The sequence below is a fragment of the Mesobacillus jeotgali genome, from assembly GCF_014856545.2.
GTDB lineage: Bacteria > Bacillota > Bacilli > Bacillales > Cytobacillaceae > Mesobacillus.
In genome coordinates, this window is sequence record NZ_CP109811.1 from 1,660,109 (window position 1) to 1,677,614 (window position 17,506).

General features: G+C 43.8%; 14 protein-coding genes and 1 pseudogene. All 15 read left to right on the forward strand.

The annotated features are described in order from the left end of the window. Positions 1-54: 54 nt before the first annotated feature. The 15 genes and pseudogenes from ftsL to ftsA all read left to right on the forward strand — a co-directional run bounded on the left by ftsL (position 55) and on the right by ftsA (position 17,497). Positions 55-411, forward strand: coding sequence for a cell division protein FtsL (gene ftsL, locus FOF60_RS08235; protein ID WP_192470259.1), 357 nt, complete (start codon positions 55-57; stop codon positions 409-411). Beyond that, on the forward strand, positions 411-2,621 hold the full coding sequence (locus FOF60_RS08240) for a penicillin-binding protein (RefSeq protein ID WP_192470260.1): 2,211 nt from the start codon (positions 411-413) through the stop codon (positions 2,619-2,621). Before ftsL ends, FOF60_RS08240 begins: the two co-directional genes overlap by 1 nt. 383 nt (positions 2,622-3,004) lie before the next feature. Further along, positions 3,005-4,918: a stage V sporulation protein D gene (locus tag FOF60_RS08245; RefSeq protein WP_192470261.1), complete on the forward strand. Its 1,914-nt coding sequence runs from the start codon at positions 3,005-3,007 to the stop codon at positions 4,916-4,918. Positions 4,919-5,115: 197 nt separating this feature from the next. After that, positions 5,116-6,576 (forward strand): UDP-N-acetylmuramoyl-L-alanyl-D-glutamate--2,6-diaminopimelate ligase, encoded by a 1,461-nt coding sequence (locus tag FOF60_RS08250; RefSeq protein ID WP_192470262.1) that lies wholly within the window; start codon positions 5,116-5,118, stop codon positions 6,574-6,576. Position 6,577: 1 nt separating this feature from the next. Then, positions 6,578-7,027, forward strand: a complete 450-nt coding sequence (locus FOF60_RS08255) for a hypothetical protein (protein WP_192470263.1) — start codon at positions 6,578-6,580, stop codon at positions 7,025-7,027. Between the two features lies 1 nt (position 7,028). Then, positions 7,029-8,003 carry a phospho-N-acetylmuramoyl-pentapeptide-transferase gene (gene mraY, locus FOF60_RS08260; protein WP_192470264.1) on the forward strand — a complete coding sequence of 325 codons (975 nt, stop codon included), beginning with the start codon at positions 7,029-7,031 and terminating at the stop codon, positions 8,001-8,003. Further along, positions 8,004-9,356, forward strand: a complete 1,353-nt coding sequence (murD, locus tag FOF60_RS08265; protein WP_192470265.1) for a UDP-N-acetylmuramoyl-L-alanine--D-glutamate ligase — start codon at positions 8,004-8,006, stop codon at positions 9,354-9,356. A gap of 67 nt (positions 9,357-9,423) precedes the next feature. Next, positions 9,424-10,560 (forward strand): stage V sporulation protein E, encoded by a 1,137-nt coding sequence (gene spoVE / locus FOF60_RS08270; protein WP_192470266.1) that lies wholly within the window; start codon positions 9,424-9,426, stop codon positions 10,558-10,560. A gap of 518 nt (positions 10,561-11,078) precedes the next feature. Beyond that, positions 11,079-12,174, forward strand: a pseudogene (gene murG, locus FOF60_RS08275) (undecaprenyldiphospho-muramoylpentapeptide beta-N-acetylglucosaminyltransferase). A gap of 59 nt (positions 12,175-12,233) precedes the next feature. Next, positions 12,234-13,142, forward strand: coding sequence for a UDP-N-acetylmuramate dehydrogenase (gene murB, locus FOF60_RS08280; protein WP_192470267.1), 909 nt, complete (start codon positions 12,234-12,236; stop codon positions 13,140-13,142). 262 nt (positions 13,143-13,404) lie between these two features. Beyond that, entirely contained in the window at positions 13,405-14,196 is a 792-nt protein-coding gene (locus FOF60_RS08285; protein ID WP_192470268.1) for a cell division protein FtsQ/DivIB, read from the forward strand. After that, a complete protein-coding gene (locus FOF60_RS08290) occupies positions 14,144-14,878 on the forward strand; it encodes a DUF881 domain-containing protein (protein ID WP_192470389.1) in 735 nt (244 codons plus the stop codon). Before FOF60_RS08285 ends, FOF60_RS08290 begins: the two co-directional genes overlap by 53 nt. Positions 14,879-15,045: 167 nt before the next feature. Beyond that, positions 15,046-15,726 carry a DUF881 domain-containing protein gene (locus FOF60_RS08295; RefSeq protein WP_192470390.1) on the forward strand — a complete coding sequence of 227 codons (681 nt, stop codon included), beginning with the start codon at positions 15,046-15,048 and terminating at the stop codon, positions 15,724-15,726. Continuing rightward, positions 15,726-16,076: a small basic family protein gene (locus tag FOF60_RS08300; RefSeq protein ID WP_023614986.1), complete on the forward strand. Its 351-nt coding sequence runs from the start codon at positions 15,726-15,728 to the stop codon at positions 16,074-16,076. The genes FOF60_RS08295 and FOF60_RS08300 overlap by 1 nt, the downstream gene beginning before the upstream one ends. 137 nt (positions 16,077-16,213) lie before the next feature. Continuing rightward, complete coding sequence (gene ftsA, locus FOF60_RS08305) at positions 16,214-17,497, forward strand: cell division protein FtsA (RefSeq protein WP_192470269.1); 1,284 nt, start codon at positions 16,214-16,216, stop codon at positions 17,495-17,497. Positions 17,498-17,506: the final 9 nt, after the last annotated feature.

Below are 17,506 nucleotides of genomic sequence, written 5' to 3' on the forward strand. Positions count from 1 at the left end.
AGATAAAAAAATAAAATATAAAAATATAAAATATAATTTTCAGGAGGGAAAATAATGAGCAATCTGGCTAGAAAATTGCAGCAAGAACAGCAGCAGCGCACTGTTCAGGCACCGGCAAAATCGCCGGCAAGACGCAATTCGATACTGACGCCCGGCGAAAAAATCCTGATGTTTGTTTTTGGGGCAATTGTTTGCTTCGGCGCGACATTCATGGTTTCAAAACAGGCAGCTATTTACGAAGTTAACAAAGAAATTCAAATCATTGAAGGCAGCATTCAGGAGCAGCAAAAGATTAACAGTGACCTTGAAATCCAGATTAGCGAATTAAGTACCTATGAAAGAATCAAAAAGGTAACAGAGAAGCTCGGTTTAACATTGAACGAAGACAATGTTAAAGGTGTGGAAAACTGATGATTAAGAAACAGCCAAATATGAATGCGGGAGCAGCGGTATTATTCGTAATATTCAGCCTGCTCTTTTTTATCTTGATTTTCAGGTTCGTAACCATCCAGGTTACGGGAGAAGTTCACGGGCAAGCCCTGGCTGCAAGGGCACAGCAAAAGTACACGAATGAAAAAGTAATCGAGGCTACAAGAGGAACGATCTTTGACCGGAAAGGTGAAGTGGTTGCCGAGGATACAACTGCCTACACGCTTGTCGCCATCCTTAACGATTCAGTAACAACGAATAAGAAGAAGCCGAAGCATGTAACTGACCCTGCAAAGACTGCGGCAGTGCTGGCAAAGTATATAGATATGAATGAATCGGAGATATACAAACGACTGACCAAAGAAAAAGCATGGCAAGTTGAGTTCGGGAAAGCCGGCCGGGATATATCCCACCAGACCAAACGGGAAATCGAAGAGGAGAAACTTCCTGGGATCACTTTTTTGCGAGATTCAAAGAGATTTTATCCGAACGGTGTATTTTCATCCCATTTAGTCGGATTTGTAGAGAAGGAAGAAACAGAAGATAAGAAAACAGTTACTTCTGGTCAGCTGGGGATTGAAAAAACGCTTAATGACGAATTGACTGGCAAGAATGGTTCTCTTTCATTCGAAAGTGATTTATGGGGCTTTCTTTTACCTGATGGAGAGAAAAAAGTCACCCCAGCCAAGGATGGAAGCAATGTATTTTTAACGATTGATAAAAAAATCCAAACATTTGTGGAGGATGCCGTCGATCGTGTTGATGAGGAATATAAACCAAAGAAAATCATTGCGGTCGTTGCTGATCCGAAGACCGGAGATATCCTTGCAATGGCCCAGCGACCGAGCTTCCACCCGACGACAAGGGAAGGGCTGGATAATAGCTGGCATAATGAGGTGGTCGAAACCCCAATCGAGCCAGGATCTACGATGAAGATTTTCACACTTGCAGCAGCAGTGGAGGAAAATAAATGGAATCCGAATGAACCTTATAAATCAGGTTCTTATAAAGTTACCGAAAATTCAAGAGCAATTCGCGACCATAACGGCAGTGGTTGGGGAACAATATCTTATTTGGAAGGCATCCAGCGTTCTTCTAACGTAGCAGTTGCAAAGCTGGTAAATGAAAAAATCGGCACGGAAAAATTCCGTGAGTATTTGACTGATTTTGGCTTTGACCAACCTACGGGTATTGACCTACCTAACGAGACATCTGGAACAATTGTCTATAAATGGCCGATTGAGAAAATTACGACTTCATATGGACAGGGAACGACTATAACACCGATCCAGCTGATACAGGCAGCGACATCAGTTGCAAATGACGGGAAAATGATGAAACCGCGAGTGATTGATAAGATAGTCGATCCAAACACGGGTGATGTGATCAAGCAAGAGGAACCAAAGTCTGTTGGCCAGCCTATTTCTGCAGAAACTGCCAAGGCAGTTAGGGATGTTTTAGGGACTGTTGTCACTGGTGAGCATGGTACAGGGAAATCATATGCAATCGATGGGTATGAGGTTGCCGGCAAAACAGGTACTGCGAACATAACAGCGAACGGCAGTTATTTAGATGGTGCAAGCGATTATCTGTTCTCATTCCTTGGAATGGCACCAAAAGATGATCCAAAATTAATCGTCTATGTCGCTGTCCAGCAGCCGGAAATAGACCATTATTATAAAGGTTCTATTCCAACCTCTATGATTTTTAAATCAGTGATGAAAAGCAGTCTGCAATATTTAAATATTAAACCTGCCTCTGTGGAAAAGGCGGATTCAAGCCCGGTACCAGATGTTACGGATATGAGTGCCGCAGAAGCAAAGAGCTTGCTTGAATCCAAAGGGTTTGAAACAGTTGTTATCGGAGACGGAAACCAGGTGGAGGAGCAGTTGCCTAAGGCTGATATAATGGCACTCGAAGGTGAAAAAGTCTTTATCAGATCATCCGGAGTCATGACATATCCGGACATGACAGACTGGTCACTTAGAGATGTAATGAAGCTGGCGCAGATTGCAGAGATTAAGCTGAATAAAGCCGGCAGCGGTTACGTCACAAAACAAAGCCTTAAACCGGGAGTACCAATCAATGAAGGTGAGAACCTGATTGTCGAGCTGGAAACCCCGCTTCAGCAATTTGAGAAATCATTGAAGACTGAGGAAGAAGATGTAGAAACAGAGGAAGTGGGCGGATGAGCCCTTCCTCTGTTTTTTTTGTTTGCCTGGTAAAAGGGTGTGCAATTGTATTCCTAGCTTCGGATAAGAGCTGTATGCTACTATCACCTGAGGTTCGGACAAAACTTCAGTTGTGGCACCTCATTTGTCTGAAGTAGTCTCAGGTTCGGACAAAACCGGAGTTGTGGCACCTCATTTTGTCCGAAGTATCCCTAGGTTCGGACAAGTTTATGATGATTTACAACAACGTTGACTAAATTAGGCCTGTCTCCGTGGTATAAACAAACCTCAGCTTGTCTCTACTTCTTGTTATATTTAAATTCGTACAAGCATATATTTGAACGAGTATCTGAGAGGATCTTAGTCTACTATTGGAACGACTATAGGGGAGGTTTGTTCAATATATGCGTGTATCAAATGTGACGGTCAGAAAGAGGCTGGCGCTCGTTTTGGTAATCGGGATTCTGGTGTTTTTTATCATAGATGTCCGTCTCGGCTATGTACAGTTTATGCTGGGAGATTTCTTGACGGGAAAAGCAAAGGATTCATGGAGCAGGAATGTACCGTTTGAACCGCAGCGAGGGGAAATTACGGACAGGAACGGGATAGCGCTGGCAACGAATATTAGTGCACCGACAGTTTACGTAGTGCCGCGCCAGGTAAAAGACCCTGAAGCTGCTGCAGAAATATTGGCGAAAGCACTAAATATGTCTAAGGAGAAGGCCTATCAGCACATTACGAAAAAAGCAATGATTGAGAGGATTCCAGAGGGAAGGAAAATTTCCCATGAGAAGGCAAAGGAAATAAGGGCGCTGGATATCAAAGGTGTTTATATTGGCGAGGATTCAAAGCGTCATTATCCATACGGCAGCTATCTATCCCATGTGCTTGGTTTTGCGGGAATCGATAATCAAGGATTGATGGGGCTTGAGCTCTATTATGATAAGGAATTGCAAGGGCAAAAGGGCTCGGTTCAATTTTATGCGGATGCCAAACAGCAGCGGATGAACAATATGGCGGATGACTATGAGCCGCCGGTAGACGGGCTGGATCTGAAACTGACAATTGACAGCAGGGTACAGACTATCATAGAGAGGGAGTTGGATATTGCCCAGGCCAAATACAATCCTGATGGTATCATTGCCATTGCCATGAATCCAAATAACGGTGAGATCCTGGCAATGTCGAGCAGGCCGGACTTCGACCCGGCTAACTTCCGTAATGTCGCACCGGAAGTCTATAATCGTAACTTGCCGATATGGAGCACATATGAGCCAGGATCCACTTTTAAAATTGTAACCCTGGCAGCAGCCCTCCAGGAAGGGAAGGTCGATTTGGAAAAAGACCATTTTCACGATTCCGGTTCAGTAGAAGTAGCCGGGGCAAGGATACGCTGCTGGAAAAAGGGCGGACATGGCAGCCAATCCTTCCTTGAAGTTGTCGAGAATTCCTGTAACCCAGGGTTTGTCGAACTTGGGGACAGACTTGGAAAAGAAAAACTGTTCAAATATGTGAAGGATTTCGGTTTTGGTGAGAAAACAGGCATTGACCTTCAAGGGGAAGGCAAAGGAATCCTCTTCAACCTGGATAGGGTCGGTCCGATCGAACAGGCAACAACTGCTTTTGGACAGGGTGTGTCAGTCACCCCGATCCAGCAGGTCGCTGCGGTTTCAGCAGCAGTAAATGGTGGAATACTTTATACACCTTATATTGCTAAAGAGTTGATTGACCCTGTTACAGGGGAGGTTGTCATGAAGAAGTCCCCACAGGCAAAAAGAAGAGTAATTTCTGAAGAGACTTCAAAAGAGATAAGGCATGCGCTTGAAAGTGTCGTAGCTAAGGGTTCGGGTAAAAATGCTTATGTAGACTCTTACAGGGTTGGCGGAAAAACTGGTACGGCCCAAAAGGCGAAGGATGGGCGATATCTCGAAAATAACCATATCGTATCATTCATAGGCTTTGCTCCTGCGGATGACCCGCAAATAGTTATCTATGTAGCGGTAGATAACCCGAAAGGTACAGTGCAATTCGGTGGGGTAGTGGCAGCTCCGATCGTTGGCGATATGATGGAAGATAGCCTGCGCGCGATGGAGGTTCCTCCACGGAAGGACCAGATTGAAAAAGAATTGACGTGGATGGATACGCCAATGGTGGAGGTCCCTGACCTGATCGGCTTAACCAAACAGGAACTCAGGCAGCAACTGATCAACTTTAAGCTTGATATTGCGGGCGATGGGGAGAAGGTTGTTAAACAGCTTCCTTCACCAGGAGTAAAAATCAAGGAAGGGTCAACCATCAGGGTTTATATGAACGATTAACGAAGATATTTTAGAAACAATAGGTTAAGGTGAGCAGGCGGCGGCAGGATAATCATCCGCCGCCTGTTTTTGGCTCGCCCATATTTCTGCACTTACTCACGTAAAAAGGGCTTGTTCTTTTCATCTCCACAATGGCTAATTTCAGCCTAATCATGTAAAATAAGAGTCGCCATGTTGTTTGAGAGGATTTGATATTTATGAAATTACACGAATTGATTGGTTACTTGCACCCGTTCGTGGATTACAAGGGAGAAAATCCCGAAATTACTTCAATTGAAAATGATAACCGCAGAGTGACTCCTGGAAGTTTATTCATATGCATAAAAGGTTATACAGTTGATGGTCATGATTTTGCTGCTTCTGCAGTAAAAAATGGAGCTGCAGCCGTTCTCGCTGAACGGGAATTACCTGTGAATGTCCCGGTAATTGTTGTCAAGGACACTGTCCGGGCAATGGCAGTGCTTGCGGATGCTTTCTTTGGCCAGCCTAGCCAGAAGCTTCATATGGTTGGAATAACGGGTACCAATGGAAAGACGACGACCAGCCATATTATTGAACAGATTTTTAAGGATGCTGGCCAGAAGACCGGTCTGATTGGAACGATGTACACAAAGATCGGCGAGCAAATGTCTGAAGTCAAGAATACAACACCTGAAAGCCTGACTTTGCAAAAAACTTTCAAGAGGATGGTTGACGAACAGGTTGAGACAGCTGTAATGGAGGTATCGTCGCATGCGCTTGTTTATGGCCGTGTCCATGGTACAGATTACAATGTTGCTGTTTTCACAAACCTGACACAGGACCACTTGGACTACCACAAGACAATGGAAGAATACAGAAAAGCGAAGGGACTTCTTTTTTCACAGCTCGGAAATGCCTTCAATCATGCTAAGCCTAAATTTGCCGTCCTGAATGCAGATGATCCGGCAAGTGACGAATTCGCCATGCTGACAACTGCCCATATATTAACTTACGGCATTGATAACCATGCTGACCTGCAGGCAATCAACATCGCGATGACAGCAAGCGGTACTTCATTTGACTTGGTCAGTCCTTTTGGCGTGAAAAAGGTAAACATCCAGTTGATCGGCAAGTTCAGCATCTATAATGTACTCGCCAGCATCGGAGCTGCCGTTGTTTCAGGCTTATCTTTAGATGAGATCATCGCCTCTGTGGAAGGAGTAAAGGGAGTTTCGGGCAGGTTTGAGGTAGTCGATGCGGGACAGGATTTCTCTGTGATTGTTGACTATGCCCATACACCGGATAGCCTTGAGAATGTCCTGAAAACCATACAGCAATTTGCCCAGAAAAGGGTATTTTGTGTAGTAGGTTGTGGTGGCGACCGTGATCGCACCAAGCGTCCGCTTATGGCGAAAATCGCCTGTGAATATTCTACTGATGCTATCTTCACATCGGATAACCCGCGAAGCGAGGATCCGGCAGAAATCATCAAGGATATGGAAGAAGGAGTAAAGGGTGAAGTGTATACTTCAATCATTGATAGGAAGGAAGCTATCCAGCATGCCGTGAAAAATGCGAAGTCAGGAGATGTCATCCTGATTGCTGGCAAGGGCCACGAAACATACCAGCAAATTGGTGACAGAACATTTGACTTTGATGACCGAATTGTGGCACGTGAGGCGATAGAGGAGAGGTAATATGCTGACATACCAGGATGTTTCAAGTCTATTTTCAAGAACAACTGGAATAAAGGGTGAGAATATCTGCTTTCATACTGTAAGCAGTCTTGCTGACGCCAAACAGCCCAAAGGGCTGTTTGTCCCTGTATCGAATGATTCAGGTACTCTGCAGGAAGCGATTTCGAACGGCGCTGTGGCAGCTGTCTGGCCTGAAGGAGAGCAGGTGCCGGCATATGCGCCAAACCACTTCCCGATTTTTTACACAAAAGATAATTTGAAAGGCTTAGAGAAAATTATGAACTCATACTATGATTACTTATCACAACACGAAGAGATCAAGGAAAGAACTAAATTCATTTTCCTGAACAAAGCACTTCTTAATGAAGCTGATGAAACATATGATATAGCTGTGATGGCTGAAAACATTAATAGTCTTGGCAGCAATAAGAATAAGGCAGGTGAGGAATAGAATGCTGGAGCAAGTTATCTTTTTCACAATATTGATGGGTTTCCTGATCACTGTTCTGCTTTCTCCAGTGTTTATTCCTTTTTTGAGAAGGCTTAAATTTGGCCAGAGCATCAGAGAAGAAGGACCGAAATCGCACCAGAAAAAAACAGGTACACCAACAATGGGCGGCGTAATGATCTTAATCTCCATCACAATTACGACACTTGTGATGACAGGGAAGTTCTCTCAGCCTTCAGTGGAAACGTATCTGTTATTATTTGTAACTTTAGGATTTGGTCTGCTTGGCTTTATGGATGATTTCATCAAGGTTGTTATGAAGCGAAACCTTGGCTTGACTTCAAAACAAAAGCTTCTTGGCCAGATTATTATTTCCGTTATTTTTTATTTCATATTCAAGCAGAGTGATTTTTCAACAGAAGTCAGCATCCCATTAACCGACATCTCTTTTGATCTTGGATGGGGATACGCTCTGTTCATTATTTTCTGGATGGTCGGTTTTTCGAATGCTGTTAACCTGACGGACGGGCTTGACGGGCTGGTTTCCGGTACCGCTGCCATTGCGTTTGGTGCATTCGCTGTACTAGCCTGGAGCCAGTCTCAATACGAGCTGTCCATTTTTTCGGTAGCGGTCGTGGGCGCTGTTTTGGGATTCCTGGTATTTAATGCGCATCCGGCGAAAGTGTTCATGGGAGACACCGGTTCGCTTGCTCTGGGTGGGGCGATCGCAACTGTCGCCATCCTTGCAAAGCTTGAGATCATCCTGATCATCATTGGCGGTATTTTCGTGATAGAGACATTATCTGTGATCCTTCAGGTTATCTCATTTAAAACCACAGGGAAGAGAATTTTCAGAATGAGTCCGCTTCACCATCACTATGAGTTGATTGGCTGGTCAGAGTGGCGTGTCGTTGTCACATTCTGGACTGTCGGCCTGCTTTTCGCCATCCTAGGAATTTATATTGAGGTGTGGATCTAAATGAAAGATATCAAAACATATCAACATAAAAAAATACTTGTACTTGGCCTTGCCAAGAGTGGAGTCAGTGCAGCGGCTCTGCTACATAAATTAGGGGCTTTTGTTACGGTCAATGACAGCAAGCCTCTTGCTGAAAATCCAGAAGCGCAAGGGTTGCTTGAGCAGGGGATCAAGGTTGTTTGTGGAAGCCACCCAATCGAATTGATGGACGAAGGTTTTGAACTGGTCGTCAAGAACCCGGGAATTCCATACTATAACCCTATGATTCAAAAAGCGGTTGAAAAGGAAATTCCGATTATCACTGAAGTTGAACTGGCATACCAGATTTCTGATGCACCACTGATTGGCATAACAGGCACGAACGGAAAGACGACGACTACCACGCTGATTTTCGAAATGCTTGAAGCAGGGGAGAAGCATCCATTGATTGCAGGGAATATCGGAACTGTGGCATCAGGTGTTGCCCAGGAAGCAACTTCTGAAAATACGATTGTTATTGAACTCTCTTCCTTTCAATTGATGGGGATCGACCAGTTTAAACCACGTATCGCAATCATTACAAATCTGTATGACGCACACCTGGATTATCACGGCACGAGGAAAGAATATATGGGAGCCAAAGCTCGGATTACCCAGAACCAGACTGAAGAAGACTTCCTCATTATCAATGCCGACCAGGAGGAATGCATGGAAATTGCCCGCAATTCAAAAGCGCAAATCGTACCTTTCTCAACAAGGAAGGTGCTTGAAAGCGGCGCTTATGTAAAGGATGGCTGGGTTTGCTTTAATGGGGAGCAAATTATTGAAACAAAGGATATCGTCCTGCCGGGCAAGCATAATCTGGAGAATATACTATCGGCCGTAGCGGCAACGCTGCTTTCAGGTGCAGATAAAGAGGCAATCAGCAAGGTGCTTACTACCTTCGCAGGCGTACGTCACAGGCTTCAGTATGTGGCCACTATCGATGAACGTAAATTTTATAATGACTCAAAAGCTACCAATATTTTAGCAACTGAAAATGCCCTGGCGGCGTTCGAAGCCCCGATTGTCTTGCTGGCCGGCGGTCTTGACAGAGGCAATTCTTTTGATGAGCTTGTTCCCTCACTGAAAAATGTAAGGACCCTGATCACCTTTGGAGAAACTGCTGAAAAAGTTGGACAGGCTGGACAGGATGCAGGAATAAAAACGATTCTGCGGGCCGATAATGTGGAAAAGGCCGTTCCCGTGGCATTTGAACATTCAGAACCCGGTGATGTTATCCTGCTGTCTCCTGCTTGCGCAAGCTGGGATCAGTACAAAACTTTTGAGGTCAGAGGAGACATGTTTATCGAGGCAGTGCATAAGCTTAAGTAAGGGCTTGTCTTGGACAACATGACTCACCGATGCTTGGCCTCATTGCAGGCTGGATGGGAAGCGGCATATGAGCCCTAAATCATACAGCCGAGGTGTATTGCTTTGCCAACGAAAAAAAACGACTCCAGACATATTCCTGATGATTGTAACATTTACGCTTTTGGCAGTAGGTTTAATCATGGTTTACAGCGCAAGTGCTGTCTGGGCGGATTATAAGTTCAATGATTCCTTCTTCTTTGCAAAACGGCAGATGCTGTTTGCAGGTGTCGGGATCGTCGCGATGTTCTTTATCATGAATATTGACTACTGGACATGGAGGACATGGGCAAAGGTCATTTTGATCATCTGTTTTGTCCTGCTGATCCTTGTGCTGATCCCTGGAATCGGCAATGTGCGGAATGGTTCCAGGAGCTGGATAGGAGTAGGAGCATTCTCAGTACAGCCCTCAGAGTTTATGAAAATTGCGATGATTGCCTTCCTCGCGAAGTTCCTGTCAGAGAACCAGAAGGCGATCACGTCATTCAAGCAGGGACTGTTTCCTTCATTAGGACTTGTATTTTTGGCATTTGGCCTAATTATGCTTCAGCCCGATCTAGGTACAGGAACTGTCATGGTTGGCACTTCTGTGGTTATCATCTTTATTGCCGGAGCCAGGATAAGTCATTTTGTCGGTCTCGGACTGTTAGGGGTGGCAGGTTTTGTAGGACTGATCATTTCAGCTCCATACAGGATGAAACGGATTACATCCTTCCTTGACCCATGGCAGGATCCACTCGGAAGCGGCTTCCAGATGATTCAATCGCTGTATGCGATCGGACCAGGTGGGCTGTTCGGTCTTGGTCTTGGGCAAAGCAGGCAAAAATTCTTTTACCTGCCTGAGCCGCAAACTGATTTTATTTTTGCGATTCTTGCAGAAGAGCTCGGGTTCATTGGCGGTTCACTGATTCTTCTATTATTCTCATTACTGCTTTGGAGAGGTATAAGAATTGCACTGGGAGCTCCCGATTTATTCGGAACTTTCCTGGCGACTGGGATCATCGCGATGATTGCGATCCAGGTAATGATCAATATCGGTGTTGTAACCGGGCTAATGCCTGTTACCGGTATCACGCTCCCATTCCTGAGTTACGGTGGTTCATCCCTGACATTGATGCTGATGGCTGTAGGGGTACTGCTGAATATCAGTCGCCACTCGCGATATTAAACTGTTACAAAAACAAAAGACCCTGCATCAGGGTCTTTTGTTTTTGATAATTTTTCCTCCTGTAAGTTATGATTTAAACAGGAGCCGGAAATTCGGACATGATCTGTGAATATGTTAGGAATATGGCTTTGTTCATGCTATATTACATTTAAATAACAATATCTTTAAAAACTGTCCTGAAGTTTAGAATATAGTAGAATAGGGTAAAACCGGGGAGTGCCTTTTTTAAAGGCTTCTTTTCACCGTCATAATTTACATCACTGAATCCGGAAAAAACTGGTGTGTAAATCCAAGCGTGATAGACGTGATTAAAAAAGGCTGTTTTCGCCATTGATTGTTGCTTTTCAGACGGGTGCTCGTCTTCGGGATAATTAAGTAATCGGGCTTACTTCAGAAGATTTATGAAAAAGCATTGAATTATATTCGAAAATCCCGGGTGTCATTTAAATATTTGTTGAGAGAGTAACAGGGTTTACGAAAGAGCCTTAAAAAAGAGATAAGTTGCTGAGGTGTGGAAAATGAAGATTGCAGTTAGCGGCGGCGGTACAGGAGGGCATATTTACCCTGCGCTCGCACTCATAAGGGAAATTCAAAAAAAGGATGAAAATGTTGAGTTTCTTTACATAGGGACAGAGAAAGGCCTTGAAAGCAAGCTTGTGCCCAGGGAAAACATCCCGTTCAAATCCATACATATCACAGGATTCAAACGAAAAATTTCATTCGAAAACGTAAAGACGGTCCTGCGGTTTCTAAAAGGAGTTCGGGACAGTAAAAAAATGCTCAAGGAATTCAAACCAGATGTTGTCATTGGTACAGGCGGCTATGTTTGCGGGCCGGTGGTCTATGCTGCTGCGAAAATGGGCATACCTACAATTGTCCATGAACAAAATAGCGTTCCAGGTTTGACGAATAAATTCCTGAGCCGTTATGTTGATAAAATCGCCATTTGCTTCGAGGAAGCAAGAGAGTTCTTCCCTGAGCAAAAGGTTGTGCTGACTGGTAACCCTAGGGCGTCCGAGGTGTTGGGGCAGGATGGAATCAAAGGCAGGTTATCTGCCGGCCTGAAGCTTAAAATCCCAACTGTTCTCATATTTGGCGGTAGCAGGGGTGCAAGGCCCATTAATGAGGCAGTCGTAAAAAGTCTGACCGAATTAAGCGGCAAACCGTATCAGGTTTTATATGTAACGGGTGATGTGCATTTTGAAGATGTCCGGAAAGAAGTTGAGCTTGTTGGAAATCCGGAAAATGTCATTATCAAACCATTCATACACAATATGCCAGAGGTGTTATCCGGGGTAGATTTAACAGTAGCAAGGGCAGGGGCGACTACGCTGGCTGAGCTCACTTCACTGGGAATTCCCAGCATATTGATTCCAAGCCCATATGTAACCGACAATCATCAAGAAAAAAAACGCCCGGGCATTAAGTGAAAATGGTGCAGCCAAATTGCTGCTTGAAAAAGACCTCACAGGTCCCAAACTGGTTGAAAGCATTGACCATATTCTGGGCCGTGAAGAGAAGCTGGCAGAAATGAAGAAGGCCGCGAAAAAACTAGGCATCCCTGACGCTGCCCAGAGACTGTACCGTCTCATGGAGGAATTGGCGGAAAAGTAGCCTATAGGCATGCAGCTGCATAAACTGTTCAAAAGCTGTATCGTGAAAGGAAGGGTATTATGAAGGATCTAGCTAGCAAACTTAGAGATTTGAGCATCGGTTCTATAAAAGAGAATGAACCGCTCGCAAACCACACATCGATGAAAATAGGCGGACCTGCTGACATACTTATTGAACCTTCATCAATAGAAAATCTAAGAAAAGCGGTTGAAGTCATTAAGAATTCTGGTGTTAAATGGACCGTAATCGGCAGAGGATCGAATCTCCTCGTTTCAGATAAAGGAATTGAAGGTGCTGTTATCAAGCTGGGTTCCGGGCTTGATGATTTGGAGATTGATGGCACAAGAGTGACAGCTGGCGGAGGCCTTTCGCTGGTCAATTTTGCGATCACCATTAGTCGCAAAGGGCTCTCCGGACTGGAATTCGCAGGCGGCATTCCAGGGTCGATCGGCGGTGCGGTTTATATGAACGCCGGAGCACACGGATCGGATATCTCACAAATACTTGAGAAAGCATATGTGCTTTTTGAAGATGGCTCTCTTGAATGGCTTACTAACAAAGAGATGAAATTCTCATATAGAACATCAGTCCTTCAGAAAGAAAGACCAGGGATTGTTGTAGGCGCCATTTTCCAACTTGAAGAAGGAAATAAGGATGAAATTGTCGCGGAGCTGCAAAAAAACAAGGATTATCGAAAAGAAACACAGCCATATAATTTTCCAAGCTGCGGCAGTGTCTTCCGGAATCCACTGCCAAATTATGCAGGAAATTTAATCGAAAAATCAGGCTTAAAAGGCCATCAAATTGGCGGAGCGCAAATTTCCGAACTGCATGCGAATTTCATTGTAAACAAAGGAAATGCCAAGGCTGAGGATGTTCTCGGTCTAATCCAGCATGTAAAGGACACTGTCCTCGATTTACATGGTGTGAAAATGGAGACAGAGGTAGAAATTATCGGCCGGAAATAGCAGGAAAGAGGTTCAGGCTGTCAATTTCTGTGATATAATAATTCATTAGATTAGGATGCTTACCTGATAGAAACGGCATGGCCAAATTTTCATGCCGTTGGTTCTTCTTTTCTTGTTGTGCTGCTTTACATAGCTTAATTAATTTGAATTTATAGGGCAGCTCCTGATCAAAAATTATTATAACGATGGCTATAACCTGCATGAGCAAGTAAAAAGGAGTTTTCTTCAGAGAATGGGTTCAGCCGATAAAGAGGGGATTGAAATGGACAAGAGGAAAATCGTCTCGATTGAAGACCGGATTCCAAAGTTAAAACATCAAAGGCGCAAGAAAGCCAATCGCAGGCTTATCATGCTGCTGGCTATGTTTTTTATATTAATAGCCGGTGTTATCTATTTTCAATCACCGCTTAGCAAGGTGAAGGATATTACTGTTTCAGGAAATGACTCCTATTCTTATGAACATATCGTTGAAAAAAGCGGAATCTCCTTCGACACAAATGTGTGGAAAATCAGCAAGGGTGAAATTGAAGGGAAACTGGAAAAAATCCAGGAAATCAAGCAAGCTTCTGTGAACATAAAGCTTCCAAATACAGTCGACATCGTGCTTGAAGAATATAGCAGGCTAGCCTATATTTCAAAGGGAAAGAATTTTTATCCGGTCCTTGAGAATGGGAATATCCTTGGTGAAAAACAGATGGATGAAATCCCTGTCAATGCGCCCATTTTAATTGGATTTAAGGAAGGAAAAGTCCTGGATGAAATGATTGCTGCATTGGAGGAACTTCCAGAAGTGGTGATGAATTCAATTTCTGAAATCCACTCACAGCCAATTAAAACGGACCGATATCTCATCAAGCTGTATATGAATGACGGATATGAGGTGAATGCTTCTCTCAGGACTTTTTCTGATAAAATGGCACATTACCCATCAATCGTCAGCCAGCTTGACCCTTCTAAGAAGGGTGTGATCGACCTTGAGGTTGGATCCTATTTTAAAGCATATGAAGCAGAGGAAGCTGAGGAAGTTGAAATTGAAAAAGAAAGTGAACAGTAATCGTGTAATTCTTTCAATCGTTTTCCTGGTCCTGGGCTTCATGGTCGCTTTTTCATTCCGTGTCACACAGGACGAGGGAGAAAAAGGCCAGGGCCTCACGGACAGACAGTGGGAGAAGCACTTAAGTTTGAGGAATGATTTAATAGAGCAGGAAGAAAAAAACCGAGAGCTCCAGAAAGAGTTGAATGCCAAGCAGGAAAAGGTGAGGGAAATAGAAGCCAGTCTTTCCAAAGAGGCTCAAGTTTTCTTTAACATGGCTGAGGACGCTGAAAAATACCGTATGTATCTTGGAAAGGTGAAGGTTAGCGGAAAAGGTGTAAAAGTAACACTGGCTGATGGAGAGTATGACCCTGATGAGAAAAATATCAATAATTATCTTGTGCATGAACATCATGTATTCAAGGTGATCAATGAACTGTACATCTCAGGTGCAGCAGCTATTGCTGTGAATGGTCAGAGGATCTCACACAATTCCTATATATTGTGTACAGGCCCTGTTATTACTGTTGATGGCTACCAGCATCCTGCCCCATTTGAAATCACTGCGATTGGCGACCCCGATGTTCTTTCCTCCGCTCTTAATATTACCGGTGGGGTAAAAGATCAGCTTGTGAATGACCAGATCGTGTTTTCCTTAGAAGAAAAGGAAAACATTCATATCGATCCAATTTTGGGCAAATGATTATCATCAGTTATTAACTTCCCAATTAGGAAAGCCATAAATATTTAGGCAGGCTTTTTATTATGGATTAGACCATGTAAAGAAAAGGCTTTATAGAAAGCAAGGTGAAAGTATTGGGCGGACCAAAGAATCTTAGCTTCAGCGTTATAGCTGCTATCATTGGATTAATGGTCGCCATTCAGTTTCAAACCGTGAAGGAACCGGAAGTCAGGGATACACGTGACACTTGGCAGCTTCGGGAAGATTTAATGAAGGAGAAGGAATTACAGTCCAAGCTGCTTCTCGAAATCAGGTCAAATGAAGAGAAAATTGCTAAGTATGAAACTGAGAGGCAGCAAAGCAAGGAAGAAGTGCTTCGGGAAACACTCTCTGAATTAAAGGAAGAGGCAGGATTGACAAAGGTCACCGGACCTGGCATCACGCTTTCGATAGAACCTGCTTTCAGCCTAATAGTCGAAGGTGGCAATCCACCTTCAGTTTCTCCGGATATGCTCAAAAGGCTGTTGAATGAATTGAACTTATATGGCGCAAAGCATGTCTCCGTAGATGGTGAAAGAGTAATTAATACAACGGTCATCCGGGATATAAACAGGGTGACAAAAATCAATGGCCATTCCTTGAATCGTTTTCCAATAGAAGTTAAAGTGATCACGGAAAATGGTGACGCAGCCGAAAAGCTATACAATCGTATGAAGGTTTCCACGGTTGCCGAGGACTTCTTCATTGACAATTTGGAAGTCAAGGTAAACAGGCCTGTTGGCGATCTGGTTGTACCTGCCTATCAGGACACAATCAGGATCAGATACATGGAGTCTGCTAAAACAGAAAAAGAGGGAGGCAACGGGTAATGTGGCTTCCAATCATGGGATTGGTCATTGGTGTCATTATTGGGCTATTGACCGATATCCGAATTCCGGAAGAGTATTCTAATTATTTATCAATCGCAATCCTTGCTGCCCTCGATACTTTGTTTGGCGGGATTCGCGCCCAGCTGCAAAATATTTATGATGAAAAAGTTTTCGTATCAGGTTTCTTTTTTAATATAGTATTAGCAGCAAGTTTAGCTTTTCTAGGTGTCCATCTTGGTGTAGACTTGTATTTAGCAGCAGTTTTTGCCTTTGGGGTAAGGCTGTTCCAGAATATAGCCGTCATCAGGAGAATAATATTGACGAAATGGTCAACGACAAGTGAAAAGTAGAAAAAAAAATGATATTTTAAAAGGGAAATATTTAATTGTGACGAATAAAGTAATGTAATTAAAAAATGAAACGCAATTAGATAGTGGTTCGAAATTGTTGTTCTAACACTAGGAATTGATGAAGGAGGTGCCACAGAATGAACAGCAATGATATATACGTCAGTCTTGACATCGGTACATCCAGTGTGAAGGTAATCATTGGAGAAATGGTCAATGACACATTAAATATAATTGGTGTTGGCAATGTTAAGTCCGAAGGGTTAAGGAAGGGCTCCATTGTTGATATAGATGAAACCGTTCATTCTATTAAAAGGGCAGTCGAACAAGCTGAAAGAATGATAGGTTTAAAGATTAACCAGGTGATTGTTGGTGTCACCGGCAATCATGTTTCCCTGTTGCCATGCCATGGCGTGGTTGCAGTTTCCAGCGACAATCGCGAGATCACGAACGAGGACGTAGCGAGAGTCATTGATGCTGCACAGGTGGTATCGATTCCTCCAGAGCGAGAGATAATAGACGTTATTCCTAAGCAATTTATCGTGGACGGTCTTGATGAGATCAATGATCCAAGAGGCATGATCGGTGTAAGGCTTGAAATGGAAGGAACGATCATTACTGGATCAAAGACTATCTTACATAATACTCTTCGTTGTGTTGAGCGGGCTGGACTTGAAATCGTGGATATTGGCCTGCAGCCGCTTGCTGCTGGGGCATTCGCGCTTTCAAAAGATGAAAAGAATATGGGTGTCGCAATGATTGATATCGGCGGCGGTTCATCCACGGTCGCTGTTTTTGAAAACGGGCACCTAAGAGGTACATCAGTCATCCCGGTTGGAGGAGACCATATCACTAAAGACCTATCAATCGGTTTGCGTACTACAACTGAAGAAGCGGATAAATTAAAATTGAAGCATGGACATGCCTTTTATGACCATGCATCGGAAGAGGAAGTATTCGAGGTTTCAATTATCGGCAGCGACCAGCAGCAGCAGTTCAACCAGCTGGAAGTGGCAGATATCATCGAGGCCAGAATGGAAGAGATTTTCTCCCTTGTCCAGGATGAATTGAAACACATGAACATAAGGGACCTGCCAGGCGGATTTGTCCTGACAGGTGGAACAGCCAATATGCAGGGTGTTCTGGAGCTTGCCCAGGATATTTTCCATAGCAGGGTAAGAATTGCCATTCCGGATTATATTGGTGTAAGGGAACCTCAGTACACCACAGCAGTCGGCTTAATCCAATTTGCATATAAAAATGCAAAATTAAAAGGAAAGAAAATGGAAGCAGCTTTTAGTGAAATGGAACCAAAAGAAAAGAGAGTTCAAAAACAGCCGCATCCAAAATCGAAGCCTGAGAAACAGCCTGAAGAAAAAGTCACCTCAAGAATGAAGAAATTTCTTGGCTACTTTTTTGAATAATCAGAGCTA